Source organism: Pseudomonas sp. BF-RE-25 (assembly GCF_019956105.1).
In the GTDB taxonomy this organism is placed as follows: Bacteria; Pseudomonadota; Gammaproteobacteria; order Pseudomonadales; family Pseudomonadaceae; genus Aquipseudomonas; species Aquipseudomonas migulae.
Genome location: NZ_JAHBDB010000004.1, coordinates 51,726 through 71,065, shown reverse-complemented (window position 1 = coordinate 71,065; position 19,340 = coordinate 51,726). Strand labels below are relative to the sequence as shown.

15 protein-coding genes are annotated in these 19,340 nt (G+C 58.7%); 8 read left to right on the top strand and 7 right to left on the bottom strand.

What is annotated here, in order from left to right:
- Positions 1-100 precede the first annotated feature (100 nt).
- The 3 genes from KGB24_RS02185 to KGB24_RS02175 form a co-directional block, all read right to left on the bottom strand.
- Positions 101-466 (bottom strand): histone-like nucleoid-structuring protein, MvaT/MvaU family, encoded by a 366-nt coding sequence (locus tag KGB24_RS02185; RefSeq protein WP_008031084.1) that lies wholly within the window; start codon positions 464-466, stop codon positions 101-103.
- Between the two features lie 233 nt (positions 467-699).
- Positions 700-2,235, bottom strand: a complete 1,536-nt coding sequence (locus KGB24_RS02180) for a cyclic diguanylate phosphodiesterase (RefSeq protein ID WP_223416079.1) — start codon at positions 2,233-2,235, stop codon at positions 700-702.
- Positions 2,236-2,350: 115 nt separating this feature from the next.
- Positions 2,351-3,223, bottom strand: coding sequence for a LysR family transcriptional regulator (locus KGB24_RS02175; RefSeq protein ID WP_223416078.1), 873 nt, complete (start codon positions 3,221-3,223; stop codon positions 2,351-2,353).
- 78 nt (positions 3,224-3,301) lie between these two features.
- Between KGB24_RS02175 and KGB24_RS02170 the strand changes: the two genes are divergently transcribed.
- Together KGB24_RS02170 and hppD are read left to right on the top strand one after the other, a co-directional pair.
- On the top strand, positions 3,302-4,246 hold the full coding sequence (locus tag KGB24_RS02170) for a DMT family transporter (RefSeq protein ID WP_008031089.1): 945 nt from the start codon (positions 3,302-3,304) through the stop codon (positions 4,244-4,246).
- A 252-nt stretch (positions 4,247-4,498) separates the two neighbouring features.
- The gene (gene hppD / locus KGB24_RS02165; RefSeq protein WP_008031092.1) at positions 4,499-5,575 is read left to right on the top strand and encodes a 4-hydroxyphenylpyruvate dioxygenase; all 1,077 of its coding nucleotides are present in this window, start codon (positions 4,499-4,501) and stop codon (positions 5,573-5,575) included.
- Positions 5,576-5,658: 83 nt separating this feature from the next.
- Here hppD and rarD read toward each other — a convergent pair whose 3' ends face one another.
- The 3 genes from rarD to KGB24_RS02150 all read right to left on the bottom strand — a co-directional run bounded on the left by rarD (position 5,659) and on the right by KGB24_RS02150 (position 9,263).
- Positions 5,659-6,546, bottom strand: coding sequence for an EamA family transporter RarD (gene rarD, locus KGB24_RS02160; protein WP_223416077.1), 888 nt, complete (start codon positions 6,544-6,546; stop codon positions 5,659-5,661).
- Between the two features lie 198 nt (positions 6,547-6,744).
- Complete coding sequence (locus KGB24_RS02155; protein ID WP_223416076.1) at positions 6,745-7,758, bottom strand: aldo/keto reductase; 1,014 nt, start codon at positions 7,756-7,758, stop codon at positions 6,745-6,747.
- 194 nt (positions 7,759-7,952) lie between these two features.
- The gene (locus KGB24_RS02150) at positions 7,953-9,263 is read right to left on the bottom strand and encodes an MFS transporter (protein ID WP_008031098.1); all 1,311 of its coding nucleotides are present in this window, start codon (positions 9,261-9,263) and stop codon (positions 7,953-7,955) included.
- A gap of 161 nt (positions 9,264-9,424) precedes the next feature.
- Between KGB24_RS02150 and KGB24_RS02145 the strand changes: the two genes are divergently transcribed.
- The 6 genes from KGB24_RS02145 to KGB24_RS02120 all read left to right on the top strand — a co-directional run bounded on the left by KGB24_RS02145 (position 9,425) and on the right by KGB24_RS02120 (position 18,959).
- Positions 9,425-10,546: a sugar diacid recognition domain-containing protein gene (locus tag KGB24_RS02145; RefSeq protein ID WP_008036866.1), complete on the top strand. Its 1,122-nt coding sequence runs from the start codon at positions 9,425-9,427 to the stop codon at positions 10,544-10,546.
- 241 nt (positions 10,547-10,787) lie between these two features.
- Positions 10,788-11,930, top strand: a complete 1,143-nt coding sequence (locus KGB24_RS02140; RefSeq protein ID WP_223416075.1) for a glycerate kinase — start codon at positions 10,788-10,790, stop codon at positions 11,928-11,930.
- Between the two features lie 346 nt (positions 11,931-12,276).
- Entirely contained in the window at positions 12,277-13,902 is a 1,626-nt protein-coding gene (locus tag KGB24_RS02135) for a methyl-accepting chemotaxis protein (RefSeq protein WP_223416074.1), read from the top strand.
- A gap of 214 nt (positions 13,903-14,116) precedes the next feature.
- Positions 14,117-16,069 carry a hypothetical protein gene (locus KGB24_RS02130; protein WP_223416073.1) on the top strand — a complete coding sequence of 651 codons (1,953 nt, stop codon included), beginning with the start codon at positions 14,117-14,119 and terminating at the stop codon, positions 16,067-16,069.
- Between the two features lie 176 nt (positions 16,070-16,245).
- Complete coding sequence (locus KGB24_RS02125; protein WP_223416072.1) at positions 16,246-18,447, top strand: autotransporter outer membrane beta-barrel domain-containing protein; 2,202 nt, start codon at positions 16,246-16,248, stop codon at positions 18,445-18,447.
- A gap of 137 nt (positions 18,448-18,584) precedes the next feature.
- Positions 18,585-18,959 (top strand): hypothetical protein, encoded by a 375-nt coding sequence (locus tag KGB24_RS02120; protein WP_223416071.1) that lies wholly within the window; start codon positions 18,585-18,587, stop codon positions 18,957-18,959.
- On the opposite strand, the gene KGB24_RS29260 is transcribed toward KGB24_RS02120, so the two are convergent.
- Entirely contained in the window at positions 18,911-19,168 is a 258-nt protein-coding gene (locus tag KGB24_RS29260) for a LuxR C-terminal-related transcriptional regulator (RefSeq protein WP_274517650.1), read from the bottom strand. The two genes, KGB24_RS02120 and KGB24_RS29260, sit on opposite strands and share 49 nt — an antisense overlap.
- Positions 19,169-19,340 lie beyond the last annotated feature (172 nt).

Genomic DNA, 19,340 nt, shown 5'->3' with positions numbered 1-19,340 from the left:
AGTCGATATGTAGCGAATTGATCGATTTCAATCGTTGCATTTAACAGGTATCCATAAAAAAGCCCTGCTTGATGCAGGGCTTTTTTGTCACCGCGAGTGCTTAGCCGCGAAGCCAGGAATCAACGGTGGAGGCACCGTATTGTTCCTTCCAGGCTTTCAGGCCGCGGTGGTTGCCGCCCTTGGTTTCAATCAGTTCACCGGTGTGCGGATTCTGATAAACCTTGACCACGCGAGCGCGGCGGGTTTTCGGCGCGGCGGCCTGCTGCAGGCCGGATTTTGCCGGGTTCGGATCGAGAATGGCGATGATGTCGCGCAAGCTCTTGCCGTAGGTTTTCATCAGCCCCTGGAGCTTTTCTTCGAATTCGATTTCTTTCTTGAGCCCGGCATCGTTCTTCAGGGATTCCAGCTGCTTGAGCTGCTCTTGAAGGGCCTTTTCAGCTGCACGAAATTCAGCGAGTCTGGACAATATCTTTACTCCAATAGTGTGTTTGGCTGATACCAACCGCAAACAAAGCTATAAGCCAAGAGCCTTGTAGCGACTCGGTGATAGTGGCTCACCTGCCAATTTATAGCAGGCATGAAAAATTGTAGTAGTTAATGGGAAAAGAGTAAATCCTGACTTTTTCTTCATGTAACGAGAGTAGTCTTTTGATTCAATTTGGTGCGCATCGCCGTTGTCTCGTCGCTTAATGCCATTAGTTAATGGTGACTTAATGCCTTAATGAAGTCTGCACCGGGCATCGGCCGGCCGAACAGATATCCTTGCAGAAAGTTCACGCCATGGGCGGTGAGGTAGTCACTTTGCTCTTCGGTTTCCACGCCTTCGGCGACGATGCCCAGATCGAGCTTGGCGGAGAGTTCGATGATGGTGTCCAGAATGTGCCGGGAGAGGGCGTCGGCACCGATCATGGCGACAAAGCTCTGGTCGATTTTCAGGAAGTCGACATTGAACTGGCGCAGATAACCCAGGCTTGAATGACCGGTGCCGAAGTCATCGATGGCGATCATCACGCCCAGCGCATGAAGTTGCTCGAACAACTGCAGCGTGATGGCGGTGGGCTCGATCAGTTCACGCTCGGTCAGCTCCAGTACCAGGTGAATGGAGCCCGGCGCAAAGTTGCCCAGAAATGCCCGGCAATCCTCGATCAGTTCCAAGTCCTTGCAGTGGCTGGCAGTGATGTTGATGCCCACGTGAAACGGGCTTTCGAATGAGGTCGACAAGGGCGCCAGCAATGCGGCGGTTTGCTGCATTAAAGAACGGGTCATGGGCACGATAAGCCCGGAATGCTCGGCGAACGGAATAAACAGATCGGGACGAACCAGCCCTTCCTTCGGGTGCTTCCAGCGCATCAGCACTTCGGCGCCTGACCACTTTTTGCTGTCGCCATGAACCACCGGCTGAAAGTAAGGAACGAACTCCGCCGCTTCCAGCGCACGGCGTAGCTCATGGCTTGGCGACGAAGAGCGCTTTTGTAGAAAGTGCCCGATGGAACCTGATACCACGCCGAAGAAGATCAACAAACTGAACAGCGGCGGATATTCGCTACTCATGTAGCGCCACGTTTCGCCTTCGGGAAATCCGGCCGTCACAGAGAACGCGTAGCGCGAGGAACCGAGCCTGGTTTGCGCCACGGGCAAAGTGGGGAGGGGGTCTTGATGGAACTGGCCATCGGCGGTCAGCCAATGGGGGCCGACTTGCAGCATCAGTACTGTCGAGCGGCCGATCATGCGCAGTACGTTGCTCAGGTGATAACCATCCAGTGTGCTCAGCGCGCCTTTTTTTCCTTCGCCGATGCGATACACCAGCACCGCGGAATCGGGCGTGACCAGATTACCTTTCATCAGTTGCAACGTGCCGTTGCTGTAGTCGCCCGCCTCGATTTTTTCGCGAAAGTCGCCGAACAAAGAACTGCAGTAATTGATGTCGTCCCACACCAGATTGGTCGAACGCACAAACGGACGGCGGGTGACTTGCTCGCGCAAGGCCAGATTGACGTCAATACAACTTTTCCCGGCCAGCGGCAGCAATTCGCGTGCGGCCTGCGCGGTGTTGTCGAGCATCAGTTCGAATTGGCGTATGGCTTCTTCGGCGGTCAGTCGGGTGCTTTGCTCAAGCGCGCGCTCAGCTTGCAGGTAAAGAATGGCGAACCCGAGCAACATCGGGAGCAAACCACTCAATAGGGTGACAATAATTCGTCTGCCGCGTTGGCGGCGGGTTTTTACAGTCAGTGGCATTTGCGAAACCTGTAGCGATGAAATAGGGCTCTCAAATGCAGGCAGGACAACGGCACGCCTCCCCAAAAGAGTTCGGTCAGAGGCCATGATAGTTGGCCTTTGTGGCTAATGCCGCTCAACGGTAGGCCAGACTTGTGGCCAGTTTGATAAAGGCCAGTGCTGCCGGAGAGCTCTGGCGTTGGTCGAGCACGGCCAGGCCGACCTGGCGTGCGATCGCTGGCGACAGTGGTTTTTTCAGGTAGCGGTCGTCGTGATGCGTGGGCAGCGAGCCTTCGGCGACCACAGTCAAGGCATCGCCCCGGCCAACGGTATCCAGCGTGCTGAGCAACTGCGAGCAGCGATAACGGATGTTCGGCTTCAACCGCGCGGCACTGAATAAACGGGACACCAGCTCCGAAGAGCCGGCCTCGGTCAGCACGAACGGATCGTGACACAAATCGCCCAAGGTCAGGCTGGCATGAGCCGCCAGCGGATGACGGGCGGGCAGCAACGCGACCATCTGGTCCTCGAACAACGTAAAGGTGTCGAAGCGCTCCTCGGGCAACACCACGAAGCCGATGTCGATGCGTCGCTCTTCCAGCCACTGGATCACCTGGCGGTCGGGGCCTTCATCAATGTGCACCTCGATGCCGGGGTGAGCGGCGCGGTAGTGCTGCAGGATCGTCGGCAACAACTTGATCGACGAGGTCGGGCCGAACGAGCCGATGCGCAACGTGCCGCGTTTCATACCGCGGGCATCCGCCGCTTCCTGGCGCAAGGTGTTGGCCAGCCCGAGCATTGCCCGGGCGCGTAATAGCAGCTGTTGGCCGATGTCACTGAGTTCGACCTGAGACTGATGCCGGCGCAGCAGCTCTACGCCCAGTTCCTGTTCCAGCGACTTGAGGGCGTGAGACACCGCGGATTGAGAAATGCCCAGACGATTGGCCGCCGCCGTAAAGCCGTGAAGTTCGGCAACGAGCGAGAAGATCTCCAGCTGAGTGAGGGTCATGAGCTTTTACTCATTTTACGATGATCGAATATTAGCGGAATGATACGTCATCGAATCGATCTGTCGTTCTGGAGACTTATGACTGCATGTGAGCAAAGCCTGTCGGAGCCGTCTGATGTCGCGGTTTATTTCAAACTCGCGGCGGTCACCATGATTTGGGGCGGCACTTTCGTCGCGGGGCGGTTTCTTGCGGACAGCCTCAGCCCGTTGTTCGCTGCCAGCCTGCGTTTTTTGCTGGCCAGCGCGGCGCTGCTCCTGTTTTTGCTGCTCGCGCGCATTCCACTGGCTCGGCCGAGTCCTCGGCAATGGTTGCAACTGGCGCTGTTGGGCTTCTTCGGGATTTTTTTCTATAACCTGTGCTTCTTCTATGGCCTGCACTACATCAATGCCTCGCGGGCGTCATTGATCGTGGCGCTGAACCCGGCCGTGATCGGACTGGCCTCGTGGCTGCTGTTCAAGGAGCGCTTGAGTCGAGCGAAAGTCATCGGCATCGCGATCTGCATTGCCGGGGCAAGCCTGGTGATTGTCAGTCGTCATCCGCAGTTGCTGGCCGGTCAGGCGGATGCCTGGTTCGGCGATCTGTTGATTTTCGGCTGCGTGCTCGGCTGGGGCATTTACTCACTGTTCTCCAAGGATCTGAATCAAACCCTGGGGCCGGTGCAAACGGTGACGTATTCGATTTTGCTGGGCACGGTGATGCTCTGGGTGGCCAGTGCCATCAGAGGCGAGGTGAGTGTCGCGGCGCTGGTCAGCCTTGACCCGGCGCAATGGTTGAGCCTGATGTATCTGGGCGTGTTGGGCTCGGCGCTGGCGTATATTGGCTATTACGACGGCCTGCGCAAAATCGGCGCGACCCGTTCCGGGGTGTTCATCGCCTTGAATCCGCTGACCGCTGTCATCCTGGGTGCGTTGCTGCTCGGCGAGCAATTGACCCTGACGATGTGTCTGGGCGGCGGGCTGATTCTGGCGGGGATTTTCCTCTGCAACAAACCCCTTGCGCGAGTAGGGAAAAAGGGGATTTGATACAGAAGGCGGACAAACCTATTTACGCTGTGTAGAATCCGGTTACGCATATAAGAATAAATGGCTTCTGGCAGCAGAAGCCTCGCCCGTAATAGCCTTGGGTCGACAATGAAGAGTTTTGGGTTTCAATTGATCTACGGTGACTTCCTCGCGCGCAGCGTGCGGGGCATCTCCTGCGCGCCACCCGCCGGTCTCAGCATTGCCAGCAACTAACGATTCGTTAATTGACCAGAAAATGATGAGGCGCCGACCATGGCAGATTTATACGAAAACCCGATGGGCCTGATGGGCTTTGAATTCATTGAATTCGCATCGCCAACCCCGAACACGCTGGAGCCGATCTTCAAGATCATGGGCTTCACCAAAGTCGCGACTCACCGTTCCAAAGACGTGCACCTGTATCGCCAGGGCGCGATCAACCTGATCCTCAACAACGAACCTCACAGCGTCGCTTCGTACTTCGCGGCCGAGCACGGCCCGTCGGTGTGCGGCATGGCGTTCCGCGTCAAGGATTCGCAAAAGGCCTACAAGCGTGCGCTGGAACTCGGCGCGCAGCCGATCCACATCGAAACCGGCCCGATGGAACTGCACCTGCCGGCGATCAAAGGCATCGGCGGCGCGCCGCTGTACCTGATCGACCGTTTTGGTGAAGGCAGCTCGATCTACGACATCGATTTCGTGTTCATCGAAGGCGTTGACCGCAACCCTGTCGGTGCCGGCCTGAAGATCATCGACCACCTGACTCACAACGTGTATCGCGGCCGCATGGCGTACTGGGCGAACTTCTACGAGAAGCTGTTCAACTTCCGTGAAATCCGCTACTTCGACATCAAGGGCGAATACACCGGCCTGACCTCCAAGGCGATGACCGCGCCGGACGGCATGATCCGCATCCCGTTGAACGAAGAGTCCTCCAAGGGCGCCGGGCAGATCGAAGAGTTCCTGATGCAGTTCAACGGCGAGGGCATCCAGCACGTGGCGTTCCTCAGCGATGATCTGATCAAGACCTGGGATCACCTGAAAAGTATCGGCATGCGCTTCATGACGGCGCCACCGGAAACCTATTACGAAATGCTTGAAGGCCGCTTGCCGAACCACGGCGAACCGGTAGATCAACTGCAAGCGCGAGGCATCCTGCTGGACGGTTCGTCCGAGTCGGGCGACAAGCGTCTGCTGTTGCAGATCTTCTCGGAAACCCTGATGGGCCCGGTGTTCTTCGAATTCATCCAGCGTAAAGGCGACGACGGGTTCGGCGAGGGTAACTTCAAGGCACTGTTCGAATCGATCGAACGTGACCAGGTTCGTCGTGGTGTGCTCTCCACCGACTAAGCGCTTTAGAACCTTGTAGGAGCGAGGCTTGCCCGCGAAGCTTCTGGCGTTTTCGAAGACGCCTTCGCGAGCAAGCTTCGCTCCTACATGGAACCGCGTCTTTGTCGCATCATGTGCTTGAACCCTTCGAACATCAGCACCAGCACCGCCATCCAGATCGGAATGTAGGTCAGCCATTCCCCGGTCTTGATGCTTTCCCCAAGCAGCAACGCAACGCCAAGCAACAGCACCGGCTCGACGTAGCTCAACAGCCCGAACAGGCTGAAGGGCAACAGCCGGCTTGCGATGATGTAGATCACCAGCGCCGACGCACTGATTACGCCGAGAAGCGGGATCAACAGTGACAGCCACGGATGCTGATCAAACACATTGAAACCTTGCTCGCCGGTCTGTACGAACCAGAAGGCCACCGGCAGCATCAACGCCATGTCCAGCCACAAGCCGCCGAGGTTGTCCGTCGCCAGACGCTTGCGCAGGACGAAATACGTTGGATAGCCGATGCACACCAGCAACGTCGCCCAGGAAAACCCGCCGACCTGATACAGCTCGTTGATCACACCGAGGCAGGCAAAAAACACGGCAACTTTCTGTAGGTAGGAGAGGCGCTCACCGTAGGCGAGCCGTCCGGTCAGGACCATGGTCAGTGGCAACAGGAAATAGCCCAGCGACACATCAAGGCTGTAGCCGTTGAGCGGCGCCCACATGAACAGCCAGAGTTGCACGCCCAGCAGGGCCGAAGAGGCGATCAGGGCGGCAATCAGTTTCGGCTGGGCGATGGCTCGGCGAACGAGCTCGACCACGCGCTTCCATTCGCGGGACACCACCATGAACACGGTCATGCACGGCACTGTCAGCAGCATGCGCCAGCCAAAAATTTCCACACCGCTCAACGGGCTGAGCAGTGAGGTGTAGTAATACATGACGGCAAACAGCACAGAGGCCGAAACCGATAGAGCGATACCTTTAGACAAACTGTCCTCGCGAAGTTGAACGTGAAACGGGGTGCGGAGGATACGTGGTTTTTGTGCTGAATATTGTCCGGATGATCAATATTTACAACACCGACACCCTGTAGGCGCGAGCTTGCTCGCGATGGTGTGTCAGCTGACACCGATGTAGCTGATGCACCATCGCGAGCAAGCTCGCTCCTACAGTTGTCTTGTGTTGATTCAGGCGTTGCGCGGTTTACGGCCCGACACGAAATGGCTCACATCATTGAACCCTGGCGTGGACGCATGCCCCGGTGTCACCAGCGAGTCGATAAACGCTTCATCCTGCGCCGTGATCTTCACCGCCTGCGCCTTAGTGTAGGCATCCCATTGCTCTTCGGTGCGCGGCCCGACAATGGCCGAGGTGACGGCGCTGTTGTTCAGCACCCAGGCAATCGCGAACTCGACGATACCGATACCACGATCTTGCGTGTATTGCTGGATCTGCTGGGCGATGCGCAGGGATTCGACGCGCCATTCGGTTTCCAGAATACGTTTGTCGGCGCGCCCGGCGCGGCTGTTGGCATCCGGTTTTACATCCGGTGCATATTTGCCGCTGAGCACGCCACGCGCCAGAGGGCTGTAAGGCACAACGCCCAAGCCGTAGTTCTGTGCGGCGGTGATCTGTTCGGTTTCGGCCTGGCGATTGACGATGTTGTACAGCGGCTGGCTGATGACAGGGCGGTCGACACCCAGTTTGTCGGCCACGCGAATGACCTCGGCGATGCGCCAGCCACGGTAGTTCGACAACCCCCAGTTGCGGATTTTGCCCTGGCGAATCAGGTCGCCGATGGCCGACACCGTCACTTCCAGCGGCGTGTTGTGGTCTTCGCGGTGCAGGTAATAGAGGTCGACGTAGTCGGTGCCCAGGCGCGTGAGGCTGGCATCGATGCCATTGAAAATGTGCTTGCGGCTCAGGCCGCTGCGGTTCGGCACACCGTCCACCGGGCCGAAACCGACCTTGGTGGCGAGCACCCATTCGTGGCGGTTGCCGGCGATCGCTTCGCCGACGATCTCTTCAGAGCGACCGTTGGTGTAGACGTCGGCGGTGTCGATGAAATTGATGCCCTGGTCCCAGGCCTTGTCGATGATCCGCAGGGAATCTTCGGTGCTGGTCTGTTCGCCGAACATCATGGTCCCCAGGGTCAGGGTGGACACCTGCAATCCCGAGTGACCCAGCGTGCGGTAGCTCATGACGAAATCCTTTTACCAGTGGGAAAGGCTCAATCAAATACCAGAACAACCGCACGGGGCAAACACAATTATTGAACACCCCCCAGATCAAACTGTAGGAGCGAGCCTGCTCGCGATAGCGCCAGATCAGTCAATCAAGATGTTGAATGTCAGGCCCTCATCGCGAGCAGGCTCGCTCCCACAGGGGACAGGTGTCAGACGCGCAGGGTGCGGGTCATGCGCAACGCCAGCAGGCTGCCGCAGACAATCACGCCCGCCAGCAAGTACAACGCGGCATCGGTCGAGCCAGTAGTGTCCTTGACCCAACCGACCAGGTACGGGCTGAGGAAGCCGGCCATCTGGCCCATCGAGTTGATCAACGCCAGACCACCGGCAGCCGCGCCGGCGCTCAGCAGTGCGGTCGGCACCGGCCAGAACATCGGCAGGCCGGTGAGGGCGCCCATGGTGGCGATCGTCAGGCCAAGGATGGCGATGGCTGGCGTGGTGGCGAAGTTCACGGCAATCAGCAGGCCCACTGCGCCCATCAACATGGGCACCACCAAATGCCAGCGACGTTCTTTGCGCAAGTCCGCCGAGCGGCCGACCATCAGCATGAACACGGCCGCCAGCAGGTACGGGATCGCACTCAGCCAGCCGATCACCAGGTTATCGTTGAAACCCAGGTTCTTGATGATCGACGGCAGCCAGAAGTTGATCGCGTAGACCCCGCTCTGGATGCAGAAGTAGATCAAGCCGAACGCCCAGATCGCCGGGTTCTTGAACACCGCCAGCAGCGAGTCGGTGGTGGTTTTCGGTTTGTTGGCCAGGTCTTCAGCGTGGTCGGCTTCCAGCACCGAGCGTTCGAACGGCGTGAGCCATTTGGCGTTGGCGTAACTGTCGCTCAGCAGGAAGTAGGCGAGGGCGCCGAGGATCACGGTCGGGATGCCTTGCAGCAGGAACATCCACTGCCAGCCGGCCAGGCCACCCTGGCCCGCAGCGAAGTGGTTGAGGATCCAGCCGGAAAACGGGCTGCCGAGCAGGCCGGACACCGGGATCGCCGACATGAACAGCGCCATGATGCGGCCACGGCGGAAGGTCGGGAACCACTGCGAGAGGTACAACACCACGCCCGGGAAGAACCCTGCTTCGGCCGCGCCGGTGAACAGGCGCAAGGTGTAGAACTCGGTCGGGGTGGTGACGAACAGCAGGCAGGTCGACAGCGTGCCCCAGGTGATCATCATCAGCGCGATCCAGCGGCGCGGGCCGAATTTGGTCAGCGCCAGGTTGCTCGGTACGCCGCACAGCACGTAGCCGATAAAGAAGATCCCGGCGCCGAGGCCGTACACGGTTTCACTGAATTTCAGCGCGTCGAGCATCTGCAGCTTGGCAAATCCAACGTTCACCCGGTCGAGGTAGTTGAACAGGTAGCAGATGAAGATGAAGGGGATCAAACGCAGGGTAATGCGTTTGTAGACGGCATTTTTTTCGTCAACGATGGCCTGGGTAGCGGCGGCGCTCTGTGACATGGCGGGCTCTCTCTTTATTATGATTTTTTGCGATGCAAAGGGTAACGTTGATCGCCCTGAGAGTCTCGACCACCCTCAGGGCTGCTGTCTTTGTGCCTGAGCACAGGGTTTGCAACCAAGCCCTGTGCGGGTGAACAACCGTGCTTTGAAGGACCACCACAATGTTCGAACTCGATCACGACCTGGCCCAGGACATCGTCGACCGGGCGATGGCCATCCTGCCTTACAATGTCAACGTCATGGACAGCCAGGGGTTGATTCTCGGCAGCGGTGAACCGGAGCGGGTCAACACCCGGCACGAAGGCGCGCAACTGGTGCTGGCCAACGGGCGGGTGGTGGAAATCGATGCGCAAACCGCTATCCACCTCAAGGGCGTACAACCGGGTATCAACCTGCCGCTGTTGCTCGATCAACGGCTGATTGGCGTGCTCGGCATCACCGGCGAACCCGAGCAATTGCGCACCTACGCCGAACTGGTGCGCATGACCGCCGAGATGCTGGTGGGCCAGCGCAATCAGCAGGCCGAGCAGCAATGGCGGCGCCAGCGTTGCGATGACTTGCTGGCGTTGCTGCTCAGCGAGGCAGGGGATTCGCCGCGCTTGATCGATGAGGCGCAACAGCTTGGGCTCAAACCGCAATTGACGCGGGTGCCGTATTTGTTCGAGCTGGGAATGGAGCACGGTCCGGGGCAAACCGTCGACGCACTCAGCGCCTGGCTGACCTCGCGCTACCCGGACAGTTGGTGCGTGAGTTCGGCCAAGTCGTCGTTGCTGTGGTGCCGGCCGGCCAACCAGGCGATAGAGAACGACCGCTTGCTGGAAAAACTCGACGGCCTCGGCTGGAATATCTTGCGCATCGCCGTGGGCGGGCAGGCCGATGGCTTGTCGGGCTTGCGCCGTTGCTATCGGCGGGTCGGCGACTTGCTGGCCTATGGGCGCGATGTACTGCCGCATTCGCGTCTGCTGACGCTGACCCGCTATCGATTGCCGGTGATGCTCTGGCGCCATCGCAACGATGATGCGCTGGACGAATTGCTCAAGCCCTTGCGCAAAGTCATCGCCAAGGACGGCAACGGCCAATTGCTGGCGACGCTGCGCAGTTGGTGCGATCACGATGGCCAGAGCCAGGCCTGCGCCGATGCGCTGGGCATTCACCGCAACAGCCTGCGTTACCGGATGGAGCGGATTGCCGAGCTCAGCGGCGTCGACCCGTTGCGCCTCGATGGCATGCTGGCGCTGTACCTCGGCGTGCAGCTACTCCCACAAACCGACGCAAATCCATGACGTTGTGAACACGTCCTTGTAGGAGCCGGCTTGCCGGCGATGGCGTCCTCGAAATCGCCATCGCCGGCAAGCCGGGCTCCTACAGGTTTTTCGGCGTACTTGAGATTGCTTTCGCGAGCAGGCTCGCTCCCACAGGGTTTTGTGAAAATGAACAATAATCCTCCGTGCCACTTGTGCAGCGGACCGGCGTTATTGTTCAGGCCGGCTGGCAGCATGGGGGCATTGGAACTGGAGAATTCGCATGAAAATCGTCATCGCCCCCGATTCGTTCAAGGACAGCCTCAGCGCACAAGGCGTGGCCGATGCCATTGCCCTTGGTCTGGTTGAAGTCTGGCCCGATGCGCAACTGGTCAAATGCCCGATGGCCGATGGTGGCGAAGGCACGGTCGAGTCGATTCTGGCCGCCTGCGAAGGTCAACTCCGTCGCACCCGCGTCAAAGGGCCGCTGGGTACAACGGTCGACGCCGCATGGGGCTGGTTGCCCCAGAGCCTCACCGCCATCATCGAGATGGCCGAGGCCAGCGGCCTGCAACTCGTTCCGCCGGGGCAACGCGATGCGTGCATCAGCAGCACCTTCGGCACCGGTGAGTTGATCCGCGCGGCACTCGACGCCGGGGCGCAACGGGTGATCCTGGCGATTGGCGGCAGCGCCACCAACGACGGCGGCGCAGGGGCGATGCAAGCGCTGGGCGTGAAACTGCTCGATGCACAAGGCCAAACCCTGACGCCCGGCGGATTGGCACTGGCGCAACTGGCGCGCATCGATCTCAGTGACATCGATCCGCGTCTGACCGAAGTGCGTTTCGACATTGCCGCCGACGTTAACAATCCCCTGTGCGGCCCCCACGGCGCCTCCGCGATTTTCGGTCCGCAAAAAGGCGCAACGCCTGCGCAGGTCGAGCAACTGGATCGCGCCCTCGGGCACTTCGCCGGGCTTTGCGCCCAGGTCCTCGGCAATGACGTGCGTGACGAGCCGGGCAGCGGCGCGGCGGGTGGCCTGGGGTTTGCCGCCAAGGCCTTCCTGGGCGCGCAGTTCAAGGCCGGGGTTGAAGTGGTCGCGGAGTTGGTTGGTCTGGCCGATGCGGTCAAGGGCGCCGACCTGGTGATCACCGGCGAAGGCCGCTTCGATGCGCAAACCCTGCGCGGCAAGACACCGTTTGGTGTCGCACGCATCGCCGGGCAACACGGCGTGCCGGTCATCGTCATCGCCGGCACCTTGGGCGAGGGCTATCAGGCCCTGTACGAACATGGCATCGACGCCGCGTTTGCCTTGGCGAGCGGGCCGATGACCCTGGAGCAGGCGTGCACCGAGGCGTCACGGTTGTTGCGTGAGCGGGCGAGCGACATCGCCCGGGTCTGGCGTATCGCCAAACGCCAATCCTGAATACCCCACGGCCATTGTAGGAGCGAAGCTTGCTCGCGAAGAACGTGAGGGCAACGCGTTCATCCAGACAACCAGCGTCATCGTTGACGACCTTCGCGAGCAAGCTTCGCTCCTACAGGGGGATGCGGCGAATCAAAGATCAGTGTTTCACGGATGAAACACTCGTAATCCCTTGAAATATATTTCGTAAATCCCCGCAAAAATCCTCAACCCCAGCCGATACAGATATCAGGCGCACACAAACCTATTACAACAGTGGCGCCCACTGACCGGTTGCGCCTCCACGCCCGCCCGCCAGTGATCACGGCAAGGACGCTCGAAGACTCAATCACCCGAGTATCGTCCTATGTCCCTGCGTAATCTGAATATCGCGCCTCGAGCTTTCCTGGGTTTTGCCTTCATCGCCTTGCTGGTGATTGTGCTGGGCGTGTTTGCCGTGAACCGCATGTCGATCATCCGCCAGGCCTCGGTTGATATGGGCTCGACGCAACTGCCCAGCGTCGGCTTCCTCGGCAACATGACTGAAAGCGTCTTGCGTATGCGCATCCTCTCGTTCCGAGTGCTGGTCAACCGTGAACCGGCGGCGTTGCAGGAAGCCCAGACCCGGATTGGCGTCCTGACTGACAAGCTGCACAGCGCCCAGGCCAGTTATGCCGCGTTGCCCGCCCGGCCGGAAGAAGCCGCGCTGTACAAGACGTTCAAGGCCACCCTCGACAACTACATGCAAGCGCAGAACCAGATGATGGAGCTGTCGCGGCAGAACAAGCTTGATGAAATGCGCACCCTCATCAATACGCGGATCAAGGATGGCACCGACCAGATGGGCGAGCAGCTCAATAAACTGGTGGCACTCAATACCAACTACGCCAAGTCCGCTTTGGACGAGGCTGGCAAGGAATACAACAACGCAATCACCGGCATCATCGTCGTGGCGGTGGTCGCGGCACTGATGACCGTGTTGCTGGCCTGGTTGCTGACCCGCAGCATCGTAACGCCGCTGAACCGCGCATTACTGGCGGCCGAAACCATCGCCGGCGGCAACCTGAGCAAAGCCATCGAAATCGATGGCAAGGATGAACCGGCCCGCTTGCTCAGCGCGTTGTCCAACATGCAGGCCAACTTGCGCAAAACCATCGAGCAGATCGCCGGTTCCGCCACGCAGTTGGGCGCCGCCGCCGAAGAGCTGAGCACGGTCACGCAAGAAGCGTCCCGCGGTCTGCAACAGCAAAACAATGAAATCGAACAAGCCGCCACCGCTGTCAACGAAATGACCGCCGCCGTGGAAGAAGTGGCGCGCAACGCCGTGTCGACTTCCGAAGCCTCGAACCAGTCGACCCAGGCTGCTCGTGAAGGTCGCGACCGCGTGGTGGAAACCGTCGATGCGATCCAGACCATGACCCACGACGTGCAGAACACCTCGCTGATGATCGAAGGCCTAGCCGCTCAGGGCCGGGACATCGGCAAGGTGCTGGACGTGATTCGCGCCATTGCCGAACAGACCAACCTGCTGGCACTGAACGCCGCGATTGAAGCGGCCCGTGCCGGTGAAGCCGGGCGTGGTTTTGCGGTGGTGGCGGACGAGGTGCGGGCGCTGGCGCATCGCACTGCGCAGTCGACTCAGGAAATCGAGAAGATGGTCGCTGGCATCCAAAACGGTACGGGGGAGGCGGTGTCGTCGATGCAGCAAAGCAATCAGCGCACCCACAGCACCCTGGAAATGGCCCGAGCCGCCGGTGTCGCGCTGGAGCAGATCACTCAGTCGATCCATCTGATCAACGAACGCAACCTGGTAATCGCCAGCGCGTCCGAAGAGCAGGCGCAAGTATCCCGCGAAGTCGACCGCAACCTGGTTAACATCCGCGACCTGGCAACTCAGTCCGCTGCCGGGGCCAATCAGACCAGTGCTGCCACCCACGAACTGTCGCGCCTGGCCGTTGATTTGAATGCGATGGTGGCGCGGTTTGTGATTTGATCGGTGGTATGAAAACGTCCTCCAACGCAGAAAAAAACAGCAGATACCTGTCAACTTTGACAGTTACGCAGTCTTCTGAAAAACGGTTTACTTCTCCTATGCGCAGAACGACGGGATGCGTTTTGGTAGTGCCCCGCAGTATTCGGTCTGCTTTTCGAACTGACGCGCCATGGAACCTCCATGGCGCCAGGTTGCGTATACGGAGAGCGACAGCATGGCTGGTTCAGATAAAAAAGAGCAGAAGCTGGCGTCACGCGAATCCACCTCTGGCGGGATAGCGCCACTGGCGGTGCAGGACCCGAACGTATCTCATTTTGTGTTGCCTGGGGTCCCGCAAGGGTTGATCCCCAGAAGGCTGCTCGATGCAGATCAAACGACGACGATTACCACTTGGGATAACACGATTGTAAGAACTGAGTATTTTGAGCTGCAAATTACGCGTGCGGGCAGTGACGAGTGGGTACGGCTCCAGGAACATATAGTTAGAGAAACGGATCCATGGGTCCCGTTGGTGTTCACTATTCCCAGTTCGTTTTTTCTGGATACGAACAACGAAGGTCCTTTTCACCTCAGATACAAACACGAAAACGGGGGGGGCTCAATAGACTATTCGAATCGCGTTCCTATCTATATCGACAAAATCCCGCCGAATGGGGCGACTCCTCCAAAACAAATGGTGTTTGCCGTTACTCCTCCCATCACTGATGCATCGTTTGGTACGGATGATTATCTTGAGGCAACGATTCCGGGGTGGGATGGCGATAGCGCCGACGTTAAAGTTGCTTTTGGCTGGCTGAAAGGTGAGCTACCCGAGAAGCCAGAAGATATTGACCTGATTGGTCCGCAGGACATTACCCCAGGCGGGACGGTAAGAATTCCCAAAGACAAGTTCATCGATGCCGGTGACGGCCTGTGCTGTGGCGGTTATGTCCTCATCGACAAGGCCGGCAACATCAGCGCGTTGTCTTACTATGAACTCATGTCGGTAGCGCTCGGTCCTTTGCCTGTTCCATTGCTGACCAAAGCCACAGTAACGGACGCCACCGGTGGTGAGCTGCTTCGTTCGGATATCGAGGATGGTGGGGTTCTGGTCAATATTCCCCACATTCCCAATGGTAAGTCCACCGATACAATTGTTGTCGCATGGCACCATCTAAAGCTTGAACCAGGCACCCCTGTTGGCGGAAATCCATCAACCGGAACCAAAATTTTTGTGCCCTGGGAGATGATTTTGGACGAGTACGGCGACAGGACAGGCGTTGTGGATGTCGAGTTGGTGTACGAAGTACTGAGAGGTGTGGAACCTTTCCCCTCAGACATTGAGATCGTCAAATGCAACCTTTCAACTACGGGGCCGGAGAACCCTGATCCGGAACCGGGCAACCCGAACCTCAAAAAGGTCGCGATTGTAGGTGAGTCGGGCGTCGATAACGAACTGATCGCTTCCGATGAAGACAAGGAAATCAACGCACATATAGAGCTCGTCGATCCGTTGGAAAATGGCGATTCGTACCAGGTCATGTGGAACGGAACACCCATTGGTATTCCCTATGTCATCGATGTCACCAGGGACACCGCGGGTGTGACTATCAAGATCCCCCTCGATTGGGACGATATTCGCAGCCATGGCCCCAGTGCGGCCATGCCGGTCTGGTACGAGCTGAGCAACCCTGTCCACGAGAACCACCAGGAACCCGAACCTCGTACAGGCGTGAAGATCGATTTCCTGGTGCTCACAATGCCTGAGGCTGAACCCCGGCACACCAATGCGAGTGGATGGCTGACCTGTAATTCACTGCGCTGGAGTGCTGATACAACCCCCGTATTGGGCATCGAATACTTGATCCCGCCAAACCCTCATATGAAGCGAGGCGACACTGTCGAAGTGGAGTGGAAGGGTTACAAGGATTTTGCCAATCCGGTGCTTGAAACCAACCTGACACTTATGTTTGCCGATATTTCCGAGGCTCAGGAGAGGGAAGGGATTGTCTGCCACATCGGCCCCTACGCCACTATGCTCCTGCCCATTTGGTCTAAACCTTTGCCGTTGGCCAAGGGTGAAGTGAAATACACCGTCTTGGGAAAACCTGCCGCATCGACGCCCACCAATACGTGCGTCTTCTGGTCGGCGGGCGAGGGTAGCTGCAACATCCCGCCCGCGCCTTGAACAGGCTCATGGAAAAAATCGCTTAAGCAGGAAGAGCGGGTGCCACGGTGGCACCCGTTTCGCCTGACGCCCAGCATCCATCTTTCGCACTGTCCTTCGGATAAGTCCTACATACCGCTGGATTCACGATCTATAGCCTGCGCCGCTGTCCATCTTCACCCATTCATGGTGCCTATATGTCCACGGTTCACTTGTTCAAGCCACATCCGCTGTCCCGTGCTTTGAAATTGCTATCCATCACGCCTTTTTTGCTGATCAGTGAAATGGGGCACGCCAGGGTGTTGAACCCTGGTGAGGTCCTGGACATTGACGTCACCACCGCCCCCGACAACTACGTGTTGAATGGTGCGTCGACCTTGAATGCCAACGGCGCCCAGACCCGAGATATCGCCGTCAACAACTCCACCCTGAACCTGACTGGCAGCACCGTACAGGCCACGGGCGCCAATGGTGTGCATTTGAATGCCGGTACCGCGAATATTGCCGGCAGTAACATTTCAAGCGACCGCATCGGCCTGGTGATCAGTCGCGATGCGGCGGGCAATCAAGGTTCCACTGCAACCGTCAGCAACATTGTGATCACCGGCGTGACCAGCGGTGTCACGGTCAACGCTTTGAGCCACCTGACGCTGACAGGCTCGACCGTGACCGGCACCGGCCCCAACGCGGCCGGCCTGCGTTTGTTCAATGGCTCGGCCGAGTTGATTGACAGTTCGATCACCGGCAGTAAAAACGGGATCGAGATTCTTCCCGATATTGGGCTCGATGCGACCAGCACGCTGGTGTTGAACCGCACCAACGTTCAAGGCCTCAACGGCTCGGCGATTGTCGTCGACACCTTGGGGGTCGGGGCTGCCAAAGCTGATATTGCGGTACTCAACGGCTCCACGCTGTCGGCCAGCAACGGCATCCTGATGGATGTGCGCAACGGCGCCGAAGGCAATTTGCGGGTTGGTAGCAGTCACCTGATCGGCGATATCGTCGCCGACGGCACCAGCACGGCCAATGTGCTGCTGGAAGACTCCGCCACCCTGACCGGGCGTCTGCTGAACGTGCAGAACCTGGGGGTCAACAGCAATGCGCGCTGGATCATGGTTGGTGATGGTGAAGTGGAAAACCTGTCCATGAACGGCGGTGCCATCCAGTTCGGCAATCCAGGCGAGTTCTTCAAGTTGAGCGTGGGCACGTTGTCGGGGTCCGGCGGTACGTTCCATATGTACACCGACTTCGCGACCGGTCAGGTCGATACCCTGACGGTGACCGGCGCGGCCACCGGCAATCACACCGTGGCGATTGATGCCAGTGGCACGGAACCGGCGGGCAGCGGCTCCATTCGTGTTATCCAGATCGGAAGCGGCGATGCAACGTTCACCCTGGCCGGTGGCGCCGTGGATCTGGGCGCGTTCTCCTACAACCTGGACCAGTTGAACAGCACCGAGTGGTACCTCAATACCCTCACGCGTACCGCCAGCCCGGGCACCCAATCGGTGATCGCGCTGTTCAACGCCGCGCCGACCGCCTGGTATGGCGAGCTCAGCACCCTGCGCACGCGCATGGGCGAAGTGCGCATGGACCACGGCAAGGCCGGCGGCTGGATTCGCGCCTATGGCAACAAGTTCAACGTCGACGCCAGCTCGGGCGTGGCTTACCAGCAAGTCCAGCAAGGCCTGTCGTTTGGTGCCGATGCGCCGTTGCCGATGGGGGACGGGCAGTGGCTGGTGGGTCTGCTGGGGGGTTACAGCAAGTCTGATCTGGATTTGAGCCATGGCACCAGCGGCACGATCAACAGCTACTACCTGGGTGCCTATACCACCTGGCTGGATGAGTCGAGTGGCTACTACTTCGATGGTGTGCTCAAGCTCAACCGTTTCCAGAACGAGTCCGATGTGCACCTGAGCGATGGCAAAAAAACCAAGGGCAATTACGACAGCCATGGCGTCGGTGCGTCCCTTGAGTTCGGCCGCCATATCAAGCTGGCTGACGATTATTTTGTTGAGCCCTTTACCCAACTGTCGGGCGTGATCATTCAGGGCAAAAACTACGACCTGGATAACGGCCTGTCCGCTGAAGGCAGTCGCACCCGTTCACTGCTGGCCAAGGCCGGGGCCACCGCCGGACGCGACTTCAAGTGGGATGACAAGGTCGTGCAGCCCTATATTCGCGCCGCGTATGTACACGAATTCGCCAACAACAATGAAGTGCAGGTCAACGACAACACTTTCAACAACGATCTCTCGGGCTCCCGTGGGGAGTTGGGGGCCGGTGTGGCCCTGTCGCTGAGCGACAAGGTCTCCATTCATGCCGATGTCGATTACAGCAACGGCAGCAAGATCGACCAGCCGTGGGGGTTCAACCTGGGTGCGCGTTATAACTGGTAAGCGCGCAGCCTCATGAGGTTAACGGCACCGGACAAGTCCGGTGCCCGTCCCGACACGGCATTGAATGTTCATCAGGATTTGTGGACACCCCGGCTCGCTGTTCCGGCAGGTCCGATTTTCAGCAAGGAGAACATGACATGCCAGCACCCAGCTCCATCCATCAACTTCCTCCCAGGATGACGCCACCGTGGACAAATCCGGAACCACTTGTCGATAAACCCGGAGGGGAAACCAACCTGCTGCACCGTTCGGCCTGGGCTGACCCGGCCAATCCGCTGCGTGTCGAGTTCAAGCCTTGGTATGACGCGCCGCCGCCACAGGGGACTGAGAGGGTGGATGTGTTCCTGGATGACAACGAGTCCAACGTCATCGGCACCCGAACATGGACCACGCCCATGGATCCTGCCGATTACTACATCGAGATCACCGCCGACAAATTGCCTGCGGGCGAGCATCAGATCAGCTACATCATGACCAACGTGGGTGGCGTCCCGGACCGATCATTTCCTTGATAATTCACACCAGCCTCGGTGCATTGGACGATCTGCGCGATTTCCCAGGACGATTTACCAATGGCCGTCCACTGCAAAAGCTCCTTTTCCCGAGCGGTCAGCTTGATCGCTTTAGGGGGGGGCACGCTTGCGGCTGGAAATTGGCCTGGTCTGGCGATGATTGAACCGACACGGTATTGGCACGGTACATAGTTGAATCTCCCATTCATCATCATTGACGGCGTGGGCGCGGCGGAATCTTCCTACAGCTTGATGGGATGGTTCGCGCGGCCGTCCTTCAGGCACCTGGTTTGAGAGCTGGAGGCTCGGTTTCCTTATAGCGCGAATCACCCCACTTGGAACCTGTCACAAATTACAGGTGGCGGACTTTAATCGGACTCA